Origin of the sequence: Terriglobus sp. 2YAB30_2, assembly GCF_052114765.1 — a bacterium.
Lineage (GTDB): Bacteria > Acidobacteriota > Terriglobia > Terriglobales > Acidobacteriaceae > Terriglobus.
Genome location: NZ_JBFRFJ010000001.1, coordinates 174,294 through 189,523, shown reverse-complemented (window position 1 = coordinate 189,523; position 15,230 = coordinate 174,294). Strand labels below are relative to the sequence as shown.

Annotated in this window: 15 protein-coding genes; 5 read left to right on the top strand and 10 right to left on the bottom strand. The window is 54.1% G+C overall.

Going from position 1 to position 15,230, the window contains the following annotated elements:
• Window positions 1-2: 2 nt before the first annotated feature.
• The 3 genes from AB4Y89_RS00740 (at window position 3) to AB4Y89_RS00730 (ending at window position 5,613) form a co-directional block, all read left to right on the top strand.
• Complete coding sequence (locus tag AB4Y89_RS00740; RefSeq protein WP_442298997.1) at window positions 3-3,530, top strand: carboxypeptidase regulatory-like domain-containing protein; 3,528 nt, start codon at window positions 3-5, stop codon at window positions 3,528-3,530.
• Window positions 3,531-3,648: 118 nt separating this feature from the next.
• On the top strand, window positions 3,649-4,848 hold the full coding sequence (locus AB4Y89_RS00735; RefSeq protein ID WP_442298996.1) for an alpha/beta hydrolase-fold protein: 1,200 nt from the start codon (window positions 3,649-3,651) through the stop codon (window positions 4,846-4,848).
• A gap of 411 nt (window positions 4,849-5,259) precedes the next feature.
• Window positions 5,260-5,613 (top strand): hypothetical protein, encoded by a 354-nt coding sequence (locus AB4Y89_RS00730; protein WP_442298995.1) that lies wholly within the window; start codon window positions 5,260-5,262, stop codon window positions 5,611-5,613.
• Window positions 5,614-5,706: 93 nt separating this feature from the next.
• Here the strand turns inward: AB4Y89_RS00730 and AB4Y89_RS00725 are convergent, their stop codons facing one another.
• Complete coding sequence (locus AB4Y89_RS00725) at window positions 5,707-6,477, bottom strand: SGNH/GDSL hydrolase family protein (protein ID WP_442298994.1); 771 nt, start codon at window positions 6,475-6,477, stop codon at window positions 5,707-5,709.
• 311 nt (window positions 6,478-6,788) lie between these two features.
• Window positions 6,789-7,718: an alpha/beta fold hydrolase gene (locus AB4Y89_RS00720; RefSeq protein WP_442298993.1), complete on the bottom strand. Its 930-nt coding sequence runs from the start codon at window positions 7,716-7,718 to the stop codon at window positions 6,789-6,791.
• A gap of 110 nt (window positions 7,719-7,828) precedes the next feature.
• On the opposite strand from AB4Y89_RS00720, the gene AB4Y89_RS00715 reads away from it, so the two are divergent.
• A complete protein-coding gene (locus AB4Y89_RS00715) occupies window positions 7,829-8,632 on the top strand; it encodes a helix-turn-helix domain-containing protein (RefSeq protein WP_442298992.1) in 804 nt (267 codons plus the stop codon).
• A gap of 136 nt (window positions 8,633-8,768) precedes the next feature.
• Here AB4Y89_RS00715 and AB4Y89_RS00710 read toward each other — a convergent pair whose 3' ends face one another.
• From AB4Y89_RS00710 to AB4Y89_RS00675, 8 genes are all read right to left on the bottom strand, one after another.
• Window positions 8,769-9,767: an MBL fold metallo-hydrolase gene (locus AB4Y89_RS00710; RefSeq protein ID WP_442298991.1), complete on the bottom strand. Its 999-nt coding sequence runs from the start codon at window positions 9,765-9,767 to the stop codon at window positions 8,769-8,771.
• 104 nt (window positions 9,768-9,871) lie between these two features.
• The gene (locus AB4Y89_RS00705) at window positions 9,872-10,600 is read right to left on the bottom strand and encodes a cytochrome c biogenesis CcdA family protein (protein WP_442298990.1); all 729 of its coding nucleotides are present in this window, start codon (window positions 10,598-10,600) and stop codon (window positions 9,872-9,874) included.
• Window positions 10,601-10,633: 33 nt separating this feature from the next.
• Window positions 10,634-11,356 carry a hypothetical protein gene (locus AB4Y89_RS00700; RefSeq protein WP_442298989.1) on the bottom strand — a complete coding sequence of 241 codons (723 nt, stop codon included), beginning with the start codon at window positions 11,354-11,356 and terminating at the stop codon, window positions 10,634-10,636.
• 83 nt (window positions 11,357-11,439) lie between these two features.
• Window positions 11,440-11,976 (bottom strand): thioredoxin family protein, encoded by a 537-nt coding sequence (locus tag AB4Y89_RS00695; protein ID WP_442298988.1) that lies wholly within the window; start codon window positions 11,974-11,976, stop codon window positions 11,440-11,442.
• A 32-nt stretch (window positions 11,977-12,008) separates the two neighbouring features.
• Complete coding sequence (locus AB4Y89_RS00690; RefSeq protein ID WP_442298987.1) at window positions 12,009-12,446, bottom strand: hypothetical protein; 438 nt, start codon at window positions 12,444-12,446, stop codon at window positions 12,009-12,011.
• 76 nt (window positions 12,447-12,522) lie between these two features.
• On the bottom strand, window positions 12,523-13,104 hold the full coding sequence (locus AB4Y89_RS00685; RefSeq protein WP_442298986.1) for a TetR/AcrR family transcriptional regulator: 582 nt from the start codon (window positions 13,102-13,104) through the stop codon (window positions 12,523-12,525).
• Window positions 13,105-13,175: 71 nt separating this feature from the next.
• Window positions 13,176-13,700 (bottom strand): hypothetical protein, encoded by a 525-nt coding sequence (locus AB4Y89_RS00680; protein ID WP_442298985.1) that lies wholly within the window; start codon window positions 13,698-13,700, stop codon window positions 13,176-13,178.
• 81 nt (window positions 13,701-13,781) lie between these two features.
• Window positions 13,782-14,297, bottom strand: coding sequence for a hypothetical protein (locus tag AB4Y89_RS00675; protein WP_442298984.1), 516 nt, complete (start codon window positions 14,295-14,297; stop codon window positions 13,782-13,784).
• Between the two features lie 357 nt (window positions 14,298-14,654).
• Between AB4Y89_RS00675 and AB4Y89_RS00670 the strand changes: the two genes are divergently transcribed.
• The gene (locus tag AB4Y89_RS00670; protein ID WP_442298983.1) at window positions 14,655-15,200 is read left to right on the top strand and encodes a DJ-1/PfpI family protein; all 546 of its coding nucleotides are present in this window, start codon (window positions 14,655-14,657) and stop codon (window positions 15,198-15,200) included.
• The last annotated feature ends 30 nt before the right edge of the window (window positions 15,201-15,230 follow it).

Sequence of the window (15,230 nt, the reverse complement as noted above, 5' to 3'; positions counted from 1 at the left end):
ACGTGAACACTTCTACCCGCTTATTGCGGAAAACGTTTACCCGTTTCGGATCGACTTTTTTACGAACTTCTTTCATTGCCTTGACTCTCTTGTTAGCCTCTGACGCGTTCGGACAAACGGCTGGCGTTGTCTCGGGTCACGTCAGTGACAGTACCAACGCGGCCGTACCAGATACCAAAGTTGTCTTGCGCAGCACGTCGACCGGCACGAGCCGAGAGACAACAACGACCAACACTGGAGACTACACCTTCTCGGAAGTACCCGTCGGGCCTTACACGCTCAACGTCAGTCACGCCGGCTTCAAAACCTCTACCAGTGAGGAATTCCAGGTGCAGGTCCAGCAGACACTGCGTCTCGACGTGATGCTTCAACTCGGGAGTGTCACGGAGACTATCGAAGTCGAAGCTACAGGCACGCTGCTGCAGGCTGATAACGGGACAGTGGGCACCGTCATCGAAAACAAGGCAATCAACGAACTCCCCCTGAACGGTCGTAACTACCTCAGCCTTGTAGCACTCTCCTCCAACGTGAATACGCTATCGCCCTCCTCAGGACAGGCCGGCAGCCGCCTCGGCGGTGACCGCGCAGCGCAGGCCCTGGCTGTCGGTGGGCAGCGCATCATGTTCGACTACTACACCCTCGACGGCATTCTCAACACCGATCCTGACTTCAACACCTACATTGCCCTGCCTTCCATCGATGGCATCCAGGAGTTCAAGACGCAGACTGGTGTCTACTCCGCCGAATATGGACATGAGGCATCGCAGATCAACGTCGTGAGCAAGAGCGGTACCAACGCTCTCCACGGATCGGCATATGAGTTCATCCGCAACAACTATGTAGACGCGCTGCCCTACTATTTCAACTACAACCCAACCGCGCCGACGGTAAACCCTTTCAAGTGGAACGACTTCGGATTCGTGGTGGACGGGCCTGTGCGAATCCCGAAGCTGTTCAACGGTAAGGATAAATTCTTTTTCATGGTCGATGACGAGTGGAGAAGGATCCGGTCGAACGGAACGGCCACGGCCACGGTTCCCACGGCCGCACAACAAGGTGGCGACTTCTCAACGTATGCGACCAAGATCTACGATCCCGCGACGGGGACATCGACAGGCATGAACAAGCAGCAGTTCTCCTGCAACGGTGTGCAGAACATGATCTGCCCAAGCCGCATCAGCGACGTATCAAAGCGGCTGCTTAAGTACTACGCTGTTGGTCCGACACCTTCCACCGGAAACCCGAACTATCGTTATGCCACGAACAGCCCTCAGAACCGCCAGTCATTCACCGCGCGCGGCGACTACTACGTGTCTCCTCGCTCCCAGTTCGCTTTCCGCTTCAGCCAGGGCGACGAAGACATCATCAATACCGGCTTGTCGGGTGCTGGCAGCAAGACGATCACACAGTACTACCAGTACATGGGATCAAACACCTTCACATTCACTCCACACCTTGTCAATGAGGCACGATTCGGATACAGCCATTTCTACAATTCCCTCGGTCTACTTTCGGCGTTTACAACGGACGTCGTGAGCGGTGTGCAGATTCCTGGACTCTCCGGTGGTCCGTCTTCAACCTGGGGAATCCCACTGATCAGCTTCGGAACCATTCGCAGCGGCACGACGAATTTCTGGAGCAACTTCGGGGATACGCAGGATGGGCCCTACGTCGTTGACGACCCCGCCTGGCAGATTGTCGACAACGTGTCATGGTCAAAGGGCAGACATTCCCTGCGGACGGGCGTGGAGTACAGTCGCCAGCAGTTCAATCAATTGGGAAATCAGTTTTCGCGCGGACAATTCAACTTCGCACCGAACGCAACCACCCTCGTGAGCACAAGCTCTACGGGATCTAATGTTTACTCTGGCGGCGACGCTTTTGCCGAGTTCCTTCTAGGTGATCTGCAGCAGTCCTCCGTTGCGGTTGCAGTCGCGAACGCGCAGTATCGCCGCAACGTCTGGGCTGCGTACATCGACGACACAGTCAAATTCACCCCGAAACTGACCCTCTCACTCGGACTTCGGTATGAACTCACACCGCCCTGGTTAGACGCCCTAAATGACCAGTTCACGGTATATGTGCCGAACGCACCGGCTTTCGGTTCCGGTACGCAACCTCAGGCTCAGTGGCCGTTCTTCGTCCGCCAGGGCAACTGCAACGATCCTTACCAGGGTCTGTCGATCTACTGGACCGACAGCACGGGCAAGATAGGTACACGCGCCAATCCAGCAGCTCGTTGCAGCAACGGTCTATTGCCGGACGCTCTGGTCAATACCCCGAAGATGAACTGGGCGCCCCGGCTATCATTGTCCTACGCCCCGCTCAACGGCATGGTTGTCCGCGCCGGCTACGGCATCTTCTACAACCAGGACGTAGGCAATGCTTACTTCGATATGGCACGCAATATTGCGGGCCGCGTCACGGTAAACGCGAACACGAGCACTCCGGCGGGAACCGCGGACTTGTTCTGGAACAATGCTCTGCCGAACGGAGGGGGCACGGTGGGGGCGATTCCGGGAACGACCGGCCTGTACGCCTATGCAAATGCCATCTCGCACAAAACCAGCTATACCGAACAGTTCTTGTTGAATCTGCAGCAGCAATTCGGCAAAAGCTGGGTTCTGGAGGCCGGCTACCTGGGCAGCGTCAGCCGTCACCTGTACGGTTTCCTGAATCTGAATCAGCCGACGCCTTACGGATACATTGGAAACGGAGCCCAGACTTCGGTCGCATCCCGGCTTCCCTTCTTGAACTATGGCGTAATCCAAATGGTGCATGACCAGGGGTCCGCAAACTACCATGGCGCGGCAGCAAAGGTTACGCGACGCTTCAGCAACGGCCTGAACATCATTGCTTCGTACACCTATTCCAAGTCGTTGGACAACGGCTCAGGCATTCGTAACCAGGGTAACGACCTACTCTTCCCGCAGAACAGCTATTGCTTGCGTTGCGAGTACGGCCCTTCCGCTTTCGACGTGACGCATCGTCTGGCGGGGTCTGTTCTTTATGACCTCCCGATAGGCCCTGGAAAGCTGGTAAACGTGAAGGGCTTCATGGATGCCCTGATCGGCGGCTGGCAGCTCGGAACAATCTTCACGGAGCAAACCGGTCAGCCGATCACTCCGAGCGTAGGAACAGATAACTCTTCAATCGGTAATTCGAACGGCACCTTTGACCGCCCAGACCCGACGGGAGTCAGCCCGTATCTTTCAACGTCCGCTCGTACGTTCAATGTATGGGCAAACAAGGCCGCCTTCAAGAACAACGCTCCGGGCTTCTTCGGATCCGTTGCAAGAGGAAGCTATCGCGCTCCTGGTCTGATCAACACGGACGCTTCGCTGCACAAGAATTTCAAGATGCCGTACAGCGAGAAGCATCAGCTCTCGATCCGGTTCGAAGCGTTCAACGTTCTGAATCACATGAACGTAGGCGCGCCGAACATGAATATCAACTCGGCCACGTTTGGTCGTGTAAGCTCAACGGGCAATATGCGACAGCTGCAACTTGCCGCCAAATACAGCTTCTAGCATTTGCCTGATCAACGTTGACTCAGCATATTCGTCGCCTCGGAGGGCCAGAAAAAGTAGCCCTTCGAGGCGACGACCTGCATCAGCCTAAAACCAGTACAGCTAAAAGAGGAGCATTATGAAGCTTCAGATCATCGTGATGGCCCTGCTCGTAGGGGGAGCAGCCTTCGCTCAACCACCAGCAGACTGCAAACCCTCCGCACTGAATATTCCCGGAGCACCCTATCCCTGCATCTTTCCGGATCGTACGGCTATGTTTCGCTTTTCCGCACCCTCCGCACAGAAGGTCCAGGTAAAGACCGCAGGCGGCGTCGAGATGAGCAAGAAGGAAGACGGTCTCTGGTACGCCACAACGCCCCCGCTAGTCGAGGGATTCCACTACTACATGATCTCTGTCGATGGAGCTTCGGTCTCTGATCCTTCTACACGGACCTACTTCGGTGGCGGCCAGTGGAGCAGCGCTATCGAGGTACCGGCGTCGGATGCCGAGTTCTATGCTCGCAAGGCTGTTCCGCATGGTGTGGTCCGCGAACAGGATTACTTCTCGACCGTGACGCAGCAGTGGCGGCGCGCAATGATCTACACGCCACCGGACTATGATGCCAACTCAAAGATTCGCTACCCGGTTCTCTATCTGATGCATGGGTGGGGAGAGAACGAGATTGGCTGGACAGCGCAGGGTCATGTTGAGTTAATCATGGACAATCTGATAGCCGCCAACAAAGCAAAGCCGATGATCATTGTCATGGACAATCTCAACGCTGCCAAGCCGGGGGAGGATGCATCCATCTATAACGCCCGCTCCRTCCTCACCCAGGCTGTCCCCGTACCTCCTCCGCCGCCAGGGGCTACACCAGCGCCGCGAGGCATGCCCCGTATGAGCACCACCTTCAGTGAAATGATGTTCGCGGACTTGATCCCAATGGTGGAGAAGAAATACCGAGTCGCGCCAGGTCGTGAGAACCGCGCAATGGCTGGGCTCTCTATGGGAGGATTTCAGACCTTCAACACGGGGTTGACACACCTGGACGACTTCTCTTATTTGGCCGGCTTCAGCGGCAATTGTGGCAGTGGAGGAAACTTCGATCCGAAGACGAGCTGCAGCGGAGCGTTTGACAAGCCCGCGGAATTCAACAAGAAGATCAAGCTGCTCTATCTCTCAACCGGATCCGTGGAAGGACCTCGCGTCAAGCAGTTCAGCGAAGAGCTCAAAAAGGTCGGCGTAGAGAACGTCTACTACGAATCTCCTGGCACCGCGCATGAATGGCTAACGTGGCGCCGGTCCTTCTATGACTTCGCGCCTCGTCTGTTCCGGTAACACAATTAACAAAGTCCGAAAAGAGAAGAGCCTCCGGTAGTCGGAGGCTCTTTCTTTTGTCGGATAATCATCCTGCACGTGCCCCCCACCGGCCCAGCAACCACCGAATCGGTTGAACGCGATCCCGTGAGAATGCTTCGCTCTCACCGCCAGAAGAGCCCGAACACGCTTAATGGAGGAATGATCAAAGGAAAAATGAGTCTATGGGATTATGCTGATCATCCTATACCAAGAAAAACGCTCTGGACGACGTATCGCCCGCACACCGTCTGGAGCCAGTACTGCTCCGATCTGTTTGCGTCTTCTTTGCCGACGATCATGCAAGTTGTTGTATTCCGTTTGTTATTGCATCCACAGGGCAAGAGGTAGTTGCCTTCACAACTCACAATAACCTGAGAGGAGCACTCGCTTATGGCTGACCAACCCCACACTTCAACTCAAACGCCTACCTCAGCGACTATCGGCGTGTTTGCTTTGCTAAAAGCAAAGCCCGGTGTAACACGCGAGCAGGTGATGGCCATCATGCCTGCCGAGATACGCGCGACCGTCCAACTCTACCTTGATGGGAAGATCCGCGAGTGGTACTCGCGAGAAGATGGCAGGGGGGCGGTTTTCCTCTTAAACGCCCGGGATGTTGCGGAGGCGGGTTCCATCATGGAGTCTTTGCCCCTTGCTAAAGAGAACCTGCTCGATCACGAGTACATTCCAATCGGACCGCTGATGCCGTTACGCCTTCTGGTGGGAAACCAGTCAGCTACGCAGTAACGCAGCATTCGGTGAACAAGCGTATGGATGACCATCGTATCCGTAGATTCAAGCGGCCCGATGGTTATCCAAGTGTCCATAGGGTCGGCTAGGTCAATCGATGAATTGCTGGATAAGATCGGTCGCGATCATTCCACCACGGCTGTTCAGATGAATGCCGTCACTGTGAAAGCGCCAGCCGTTCAGCTTCGCAACTTCGTCGGGAGTCTTCCGTAGGACAATGACGCGGAATGCGTCGCGATAGAGCGGAAGGAATCGAAAAGACGTGAACGCGCGTCCCGGTGACTCCTGGATCTGCGCCAGTATTGCCTCGTGTAAGGGAATATAGCCAATGTTCTCTTTCATGGCGATATCCCTGATTATCTCGCTGTATTCCGCTATGCACCGGTTGAGGGTGTTCTGGAAAGCCACGGATGATGTCGGATCTTCTCCAATCGGCGGCAGCGAGCAGAGCGCTACGCAGGCCGTTGTTTCCATTTTCAGGCGATGGGCAATTGCGCAAATATTGTCGCGGAACCATTCGAGCGATGGCTCGGCGGGAAGATGCTTCGATAGACGAAAGAAGCGTTTGACCTTCGCCGAAACCTGCGCGAGGACGTCATTGGCCCCGACCCAGACCACCACTTTTTCAGGACGGCTTGCGATGACCTGCGGCAGACGTTGAAGTGCGTTATATGCGAGATCTCCGCCAATACCGAAATTGCGGAAATCAAATCGGGAATTGCGTGGTCTTCGCTTGAGCTCACCGATAAAATCGAAGGCTTGTCCCCTGCCAGCGGTGCTGCTCGACCCGAGACAAGCGACAACAATCCTGGTGGTGCTGACACTCTGCGCAGGACGATCAACCACAATATTTTGTTTCATGGATCTCCCTGCCGTAAACAACCATCCGAACTTTTTTGTTAGGGAAAACGGCAAACGGTTTCGTCGAAAACATCGACGCCAATCTAAGGAGCAACTACCCTCGATCTTCAGTCGATCGAGAGACATCAGAATCCAACAGACTCACTGCGTTGTCAATGAAAGTCAGCCGTCCCAACAGAGCGGGCTGTCGATTGTCTTGATCAACGAGTACAGATCAATGCGGTGCACTCGTGGAATGGGATTCCCGCGAAGAACGATGGTTGGCTTGATATTCGATGATGATCTATTCATCAACAAAGGTGCCTCGTAGATCACGCTTCAACGAACTCCAGCAGATCGGACAGGAATCGCTCCCGGTGAGTGAGAATAATCGCATGAGGAGCGCCGGGATAGACGATCAACTTGGAATTCAGGATGAGCCGCGCAGTTCGAGCCCCGGTCATCGCGAGAGGAGCACTGACATCTTTGTCTCCATGGACAATCAGCGTGGGGCAGGAAATTTTTGCCAGATCTGGACGAACATCCGTGGCTGAGGTTGCCGCTCGAGTAGCTAATGCAACTGGCAATGAAACGCTCATCATCATGTTCTTGATCCAGGTCCGTGTTTCCTGAGATGTATCGGGCGTGAAGAAGGGTCCCTCATTTTCTCCAATCCATCGTGGAAAGTCTCTTGTGATGAGTTGGGTTTGCGCTTCAATTCCTTCTTTGGGCCATCCCTCGGGATTATCGGCGGTTCTGGCTGAAAACGGAGTTGACGGCGCCGCCAGCACAAGTCGCGCGATGCGATGTGCTCCCCCCGTCGCGAGGTAGCGGGCTGCTTCGAAGGACCCCATGGAGTGGGCCACGAGCACGGCGTCTCGCAGGTCGAGCTGATCGATGATCTTCGATACATCATCGACCAGCGTATCCAGGTCGTAACCGGTGTTTGGGGCGTCCGAACGGCCATGCCCTCGGCGATCTGGAGCAATACAGCGGAACCCATGCGCAGTAAGAGCCGCCATGTGGCTTCCCCAAACATTTGATTGAAAGGTCCAGGCGCTAAGGAAGATGATTGGGCGGCCCGATCCCCAATCCTGCACAAAGAGCCTCGTTCCATCACGCGCGAGTACGAATGGGTGTGGATTGGCCGCACCCCGCGTTTGACCGGGGCCGGATTGTGACAGAATGGAAGGCGCGTGCACGAGCGCCGCAGCGCTCCACGCAGCACTTCGGATGATTTGGCGGCGATCGAGTTTGGGCATATGATCAGCTCCTCCGTCGTGAGTTTTCCCACAAATCCGATCGTGCGATAAAACGGGAAGCCAAGCAATTACGTATGAGGTAATTGAACCTGAGCGGGGGAATTCATACGATGAGGCAGATGGCCAGTGCAGCTCAAACCGTGGGCGAAATCATGCGGTCCTGGCGCGAACTCAGACGATTCAGCCAACTCGCACTCGCTGTTGAAGCTGAGATTTCTCAAAGGCATCTGAGCTTTATCGAAAGCGGACGCTCAGCTCCCTCCCGGGAGATGATTTTGCATTTGGCGGAGCACCTGGATGTTCCATTGAGGGAACGAAATGTGATGCTCCTCGCCGCGGGCTATTCGCCCATCTACGGCGATCGCTCGTTGCAGGATCCCACCTTGACTCACGCCATGGCCGCCCTCGAAAGCCTCTTACGAGCCCATGAACCATATCCCGCGTTGCTAGTGGACCGGCAGTGGAACATTGTCGGTACAAATCAAGCCCTTGCGCCGTTGCTGGATGGGGTTGCCCCGGAGCTGCTGGAGCCGCCTGCCAACGCGCTACGAATCAGCCTTCACCCTCGCGGACTCGCTCCGAATATTGTCAACCTTAGTGAGTGGCGGCACCATTTGCTCGCTCGCCTTCGACGCCAGTTTCGGATCTCTCGCGACCCCGCATTGCAAGTTCTCCTGAGCGAGTTGACCGATTATCCGTTCCAATCCAGTGAATGGTCGAATCATTCCGACAACAATCTGGCCCATGAAATTGCCATTCCTCTTCGGCTGAGAACGCCGAAGGGAGTGCTTTCGTTCCTTAGTACTGTGACCATATTTGGAACTCCCGTCGAGATCGAGCTGTCGGAGGTGACACTGGAAGCGTTTTATCCGGCAGATCAAGAGACTGCGCAAATTCTGGGAGTACTCCGATAAATAAGTTGAGTTGCTTTCTCCAATTTCGACAACTAACTCTCGCCGCCGTGTGTGTGTATACGGCCCCCATCCACTCGAATCAGATGGACCGGCCTAAGTTGGGTGCGACTATCTTTCCTAGAAAACGTTCTACTCATTATTTCGCAAGTGGACCAACCTCAATACCGGAGGCCAAGGAAAAGGATGATCCAACGGTGGCAATTACCGCCGTCTGGCGGCTGAGCCCCAAGTCCTCCCGCAGCCGAAATGTAGCTTCAACACCGGTGCAATGAGCTGCTAATAGGTTTGCAGTTCGAAACTCTCGTAGCTTGGACGCTGTCCAATCTACGACTTCATCAGTAGAGGCGAACAGATGCAAGCCACCGACGATGCCATAGATAGGCCGATTGCCAAAATGCTTCTCGGCATACGCTGCAATATTCACGATTCCCGCGTGTCCGCAGCCGGTAATGATCACCAAGCCTTTGGACGAATTGAGTACGATAGACGAATCTTCCGGAATGTTGTCTTCCATCAATCCTGAAGCGGTCAAAACCTTCCCGGAACTGGTCCAGTTGTGTTCGGGGTAAATGCGAGGAACCGGTCCCGTAAACCAAACTCCGGGAATCAATTCCGCACTGGACGAGTGCACRACGAATCTGCCGCCCGTGCCCTCGTATTCCTTCCGAAGGGCGATCATCTGATTGCGGTCTCCGCTTTCCGAGGGACGACGGCTAAAGATGCCATCTGAAACGTGGATCACGGAGAGCGCGTCCGGATTTTCTTTCATTAGCTCGCGACGAAGCGTTAGCACGCCACTGACATGATCCCAGTGATTGTGCGTCAGAATGAGCTCTTGCACCCCCGACAAATCGACGTGCAGGTCATGAGCGTTCTTGATGACGGTATCCGGATGAGCTCCGGTGTCGACTAGGATCTTATGACCATTCACGTCGATCAGAGCAGCAAAACCCCATTCACCTATACCGTTCGTATCTCCGACTACCATTGTGGAGAGGATGGTGATGGTGAATGCCTGAACTTGAGGTTGCGAACGCTGCGCTTCCGCTTCAACCAGAAACCCAAAAGCAAGCGCAAGGACTGTGATCGGGACCGAGACCCAGTTTCCCAGGCCGATGATAGTCTGTCGATTCATTTGAGGTGACTCCTTTCCACTCTTGCAGAGAACATCGATTCAATCTCAGGAGCTATGGCGATTGTTGTTATGACCGAGTATGTAGCTCCAAGGAGTACGCGACCTCAAAAACGTGTGGTAAGCGTCGTCAGCCACGGCGGTGAATGCTGAACAAGCCAGCCCTCTGCCTGCCTGTCTCTGCCGGAAAGAGTGGCAATGGCAATGAGGAGCATCGCAGAACCCAGCGCCAGCTTACCGATTCTTCCGGCGTATTGGAGTTTTCCACGGACACTCAGCATGGCCGAGCGTGAGACATATGCAAGGATCACAATTGGCAATGCCGCGCCAAAGCTAAATAAGGTCATGAGGAATGCAGAGCTTGCGAGATGCTTTCCTTGACTCGCCAATACGATGGCTGCCCCCAGAGTGGGACCGACGCATGGACTCCAGATCACTCCAAGAACAAGTCCGACAACGAACTGCCCATAGAGCCCGTTTAGGTGAAGGCGCGCGAGTAGCCGGTTCCCAGCGTTACCAAAACCTGATGTCACAGCTGCAAAGCGCTCCTGGAGTGTGCTCGATAGGATGATCAGGGCAAACAACGCGAGAAACGCCGCGCCCAGTCGGCGTAGAAGCTCTGAGTTCAATCCGAGCGCCGAACCCGCCCACGCAAGCATCGTTCCGATGGCCCCGTAAGAAGCCGCTAACCCCGTTGCCAAAGCAATCGGCGCGCGGCGATGTGCATTCATTGCAGAACTCAGCAGAATCGGCACGATAGGTAAAACGCACGGCGACAACGTCGAGAGTAATCCTGCTAAAAACGCGAAGCTGTAGGACGTGAGGGTCGAAACCATTTCAGTGAACCACCCGTTCATCTAATGCGCGGCTTAGGGGGTGACCTTGTCACCCAGCGATCTTGCGGAGGAGCACGTCGATGATCTCTCCAGGGGATCCATATACCTCTGCACCGCCGCCAGGTTGGAAGCGTAGTTTTGTTCCAGAAGATCACGTAGGCTAACGTTCCTGATATCGAGCAGATATGCGGTCGTTAACTCGTAACCAAGGTATTCGCGGTTGGTTTGATAAGAACAATCTTCAAATTTCGTCTGGAGATTAAGAAGGGAGTCGGGACCTTTCCCGACGTAGTCGGCATAGCCCTCCCTCAACCATTTAGGAAGGCCGTGATAGCTCCGAACGCCGATATAGGAAATGGTCAGGCTATGTGTGACCTCATGAGACATGTAGTAGACCAGAGTCCGATCATCCATCACCTTGCGCCCTGAATAATTGGTCAAGCGGTTCTGGCTAATGTCGGACGGCCGCAGGAAGATGTTGCGATTGAGGTAAACGTAAGTAAGTCCGCTCGATTTGACGGCAAAGTTCGTAAAGAACGCAAATTCTGCCGCGCTTCCGCAGATAAAGATGCGTTGTTCAACGCTGCGGTCGTAGGCAGGCGATGCTGCAAGTCGTGTTTGCACTTCTTTCAGAAGGAATCCCGCGTTGGGCGGTATCGGGACAGTTGAATACAGGCGAATGTTGTCCTCGCCAACAGAGTATGGAAAAAACGGCTGCGGATAACAAATGACGAGGAGATAGAGAATAAGAAGCATCACAACTGCGCCCAGAAGTGACACTCGTCGAACGAACGTCTTTGTTTGCTTCATAGCGAATAAGTTCACGGGTTAAATTCGTATCAATGAATCACCGTGTTTAGCAGACGCTCGATGCCTTGCCTGCTTGTATCACCGACCGACCGGCCGGCCTCCTGCTTTCCTTTCAAGACGATCAACGTGCTCTGAACCGCCACATGGTAGGCAAGCAGGAGCGCCGTGTCGGTGTCGAAGTTAATCGTGAAGATCGTCAGGTCCTTGTACCTGCTTTGCGCCATCAAGTCCCGGATCACAGGCGCCTGTGCAGCGCAAGTCGGACACCAATCAGCTCGAATATCGAGAAGTATAGGTTTACCTTCGGCGGCAAGCTTGTTGAAATCAGCGGCATTGTAGGGCTTAATCTCGCCCGCAAATGCCGCCCGAGTGCATATTGAGAAGAAAAATAGCGCTGCGAACACAACCACTTTCATGTAACGCCTCTTTCCCTTCCCTGGTGTTTTAAGACGATCTCTTCTGTCTGCTCCGGCGAGAACGGAGTTGATAGCGGCTGCAATCGTGGCAGAGACGCCGCTGTGCAACAGGCCATCACCACCGCGGAGAAAACTGTTTGATGCAATCATGATCAGCTCCTATATCGTTTGCCGTTGCACTGCTACTGGGCCGCAGGAGGTTGTTGCTGGGCGCTCGGACTCATCAGAGCTCTCAGTGGCATCAGGGGCCCGACAGGAATGTACTCGCTATCCATAAGCTTTTGTTTGGCAAATGGCAGTGTTTCCATAATTTCCCGTGCCTCATCTGCGCTCTTCGCATCGACCAGGAAGACGACTCCTTTGCCATCCCCACGCGAATACCACTCCCGGATCTTCCCATCGAGATAAAGTTTGAGGGTCGCCCGGACCTCTAAAGGCAGGACAGCCATTACCTGCTGGAAGGTGACGCCCTGTTTGGGGGACTCGATCACGAGAATAGCGGTAGTGGTAGGAACGGCTATGCTCGGCAGACTAGCAGGAGTCATTGACTGCGATTGCGCCAGGGAGGCTGTCGTCAGCACTCCGAGAAGAATAGTGAGAATAGTGACTATACGTTTCATCCGTTTTACCTTTCAATTCAGTGGAGATATGTAGAACGACAAAGAAGACGATCGTACTCTATGTCGGCAAAAAAAATTATTCGGCGAAGCTCCTTATAAAGAAAGCCCTGGCTTCGTTCAATCTCTGCTCGCGCACCTGACGATCCGAAGTGATTCGAACCATCATCATCACTCCGGCCATACTGGAGAACAAAACTCTGCATTTCGCGAGTCTTTCTTCTCGCGTGGAACCCGAGACGAACGGTAACAACCGTTCTCGATAGGCATCTAACGATGCCTCGACCCTTCTTCGTACGGCCAATGGCTTTCGTGCGAGCTCGGGCCCTAAGGCGGAGACGACACAACCTGTCCCCGGCGAATTCGCATGATGTGTACTCAAATAACGTTCAATCATGGCCCGTAGAGCTTGCCCTTCTGGCGCTGACTCGGCAGCTTCCACCATGCCATTTCCCATTTCCTGCAATGCCCGTGCCACCGCCTCTACGAACAGATCGTCTTTGCTCTCAAAATGCCTATAGAAGCCTCCCTTCGTAAGGCCAACCTTTTTCATGACGGTACCAATGCCGCTGATATCCGCACCGTGCTCACGGAAGGAACGGGCAGCTACCGAAAGGATATTCTCGTGGTTCTTCGCTTTGTGTTCTTGGGAGTACCGCATAACAATAGAGTACGCTCATAATCTATTAAGTCAAATCTGCGCCTAAACGCGCTGGCCGCAGGAAGCCGACTCTATGAGGCGATCATAAGGCCGTCGTCTGAGAGAGCCATCTTACGTTGTGGGCTCAGCATTAAATAAAGTGCGGCGACATGCGTGATAGTCAATAAGGGAACGAAGAGAATTGGGATGGCGTACGCAGCCCCCATCTGTCCTGCTATGGAAGGAAGATTGACCCGGACCGCGTGGTAGTAGGTGAGGATGAGGTCAAGTATTCCAACCAGATTGAAGGTGACGACGAAAAACCAAAAGAGCGGACGAATTCCTGCGGTAACCAACACAAGGATGGCTAAGACTCCGCTAACGAGATCCCAATAGCCGGCGACCGAAGCCAAGCTCAGAGGCAGGTTAGCGCCGACGACTCCGGGAATCATCACAGCGAGCCCGATGAAGCGAAAGCTGTGCAACGTAGCAATTGCGCGTTGTGCAACGGTGCGGTCCATCAATTTGAGCTTCGGTAGGATGTAGGTATTGAAGCAAAGCAGCCATGCAAGGTAACTCATGACAGATTGAACAGCGAAGATGATCGGAGTCGACATGTGGTTTCCTTTCAGAAATTACTTTCCGCGCTGAGAGGCTGCAGCAAACCGCTGGTAAGGTATGAATCTCAGGACGCAAGTTCAAGAGGCGACTGCATTGCGAACGACTGCACCAGCCGTCTTCCGGCTACGCAACATCAGAGAAAGCGAAATGACGTGCGTGATCATCAACAAAGGCACATAGATGACCACAATGGCATAGGTCGATCCCAACTCGCCCGGTGGAAGACTGAGCCTCACCCCGTGGTAATAGTCGACGAGGATATCGATCGCGCCCACTACATTGAAGCCGACCACCAGCGACCAGAAGATGAGACGGAACCTGATCGCAAGGAGGGCAAGGATCGCCAGCAATCCGGTCGCGAAATCTCCATATGCAGCGAAAGGCGCGAAGCCTTGCGGCAAGTTGTGGCCTGCTACGCCCGGCAGGATAAACACGAGGCCGAAAAACCTGAAGCTGTGGAGCGTCGCAATGACTCGCTGGGCATCGACGGGATTCATCCCCTTGAGCTTTGGATGAATATACGCGACTGTACAGAGTAACCAGGCTACGTAACCCAACACCAGATGCAAATTGAAGATCAATGAAGGCGACATCTCCACTCCTTTCAAATGAAAAAATTTCCTGCACTCACCCGCATAGAGTACTACTGTACTCTATGCGATTCAATGTTTTATTTTGACCGAAAGAATCATCTTTGGCTGAGGCGCCGGTGAAATGGGACTTTCTTCCCGTGCAGCTCGCCGAGACCTGCCGGAACTCGGAACACCGTATACCCAATCGGTGTCCTGGAGTAGCAAGAACGCCTCTTGTGAAGTTCAGATTGAGGTTGTTGGGGCTGTTCTGGTCAAACGATTTCAACGCATGATTGAGGAAGTTCATGCCCGTGAACTTGATCTACACATTTTGGTGATTCATTGAGCCAACCAAAAAATGATAAATTGGTCACCGACATGCCACATATCTTGATTGTCACCGGAGATGCCGGCGAATCGTACGAAGCGCTTTATGCGGTCCATCGGTTTCGTGAAGCAAACTGGCGCACCACCGTCGCAGCCCCGTCGATTCGTCGCCTCCATCTCGTAATCCACGACTTCGAGCCAGGATGGGATACCTACATCGAGCGTCCCGGCTACGGTTTGGAGTCCGAGATCTCGTTCGATCAAATTAGTGTGGATGACTACGATGCCATTCTCATTTTGGGAGGCCGTGCGCCTGAGTACCTCCGCAACGATCGGCGATTGCTCGATGTTGTCCACGAATTCGACGCGAAGCAGAAGTGGATCTTTGCCATCTGTCATGGCATCCAGATACTCGCCGCCTCAGGCCTCACGAGAGGAAAACGCATTACCTGCTATGAACACGTTCGCTTCGAAGCGGAGCAAGCTGGAGGTACGTTTATAGATCAGCAGGCCGTTCGTGACGGCCGCCTGGTCACTGGACAGACCTGGCAATCGCATCCCGAGTTCTATCGGGAGATATTTTCGTGCCTAGCGTAACATCGTCTCCAAATCACTTTAAGGTCAACT

Bases quoted from the DNA above. Each gene is read 5' to 3' on its own strand.
- AB4Y89_RS00725 (WP_442298994.1), bottom strand. From the start codon at position 6,477: ATGAAACAAAATATTGTGGTTGATCGTCCTGCGCAGAGTGTCAGCACC.
- AB4Y89_RS00730 (WP_442298995.1), top strand. From the start codon at position 5,260: ATGGCTGACCAACCCCACACTTCAACTCAAACGCCTACCTCAGCGACT.
- AB4Y89_RS00670 (WP_442298983.1), top strand. From the start codon at position 14,655: ATGCCACATATCTTGATTGTCACCGGAGATGCCGGCGAATCGTACGAA.
- AB4Y89_RS00700 (WP_442298989.1), bottom strand. From the start codon at position 11,356: ATGCTTCTTATTCTCTATCTCCTCGTCATTTGTTATCCGCAGCCGTTT.
- AB4Y89_RS00680 (WP_442298985.1), bottom strand. From the start codon at position 13,700: ATGTCGACTCCGATCATCTTCGCTGTTCAATCTGTCATGAGTTACCTT.
- AB4Y89_RS00685 (WP_442298986.1), bottom strand. From the start codon at position 13,104: ATGCGGTACTCCCAAGAACACAAAGCGAAGAACCACGAGAATATCCTT.
- AB4Y89_RS00695 (WP_442298988.1), bottom strand. From the start codon at position 11,976: ATGATTGCATCAAACAGTTTTCTCCGCGGTGGTGATGGCCTGTTGCAC.
- AB4Y89_RS00690 (WP_442298987.1), bottom strand. From the start codon at position 12,446: ATGAAACGTATAGTCACTATTCTCACTATTCTTCTCGGAGTGCTGACG.
- AB4Y89_RS00715 (WP_442298992.1), top strand. From the start codon at position 7,829: ATGAGGCAGATGGCCAGTGCAGCTCAAACCGTGGGCGAAATCATGCGG.
- AB4Y89_RS00705 (WP_442298990.1), bottom strand. From the start codon at position 10,600: ATGGTTTCGACCCTCACGTCCTACAGCTTCGCGTTTTTAGCAGGATTA.
- AB4Y89_RS00675 (WP_442298984.1), bottom strand. From the start codon at position 14,297: ATGTCGCCTTCATTGATCTTCAATTTGCATCTGGTGTTGGGTTACGTA.
- AB4Y89_RS00720 (WP_442298993.1), bottom strand. From the start codon at position 7,718: ATGCCCAAACTCGATCGCCGCCAAATCATCCGAAGTGCTGCGTGGAGC.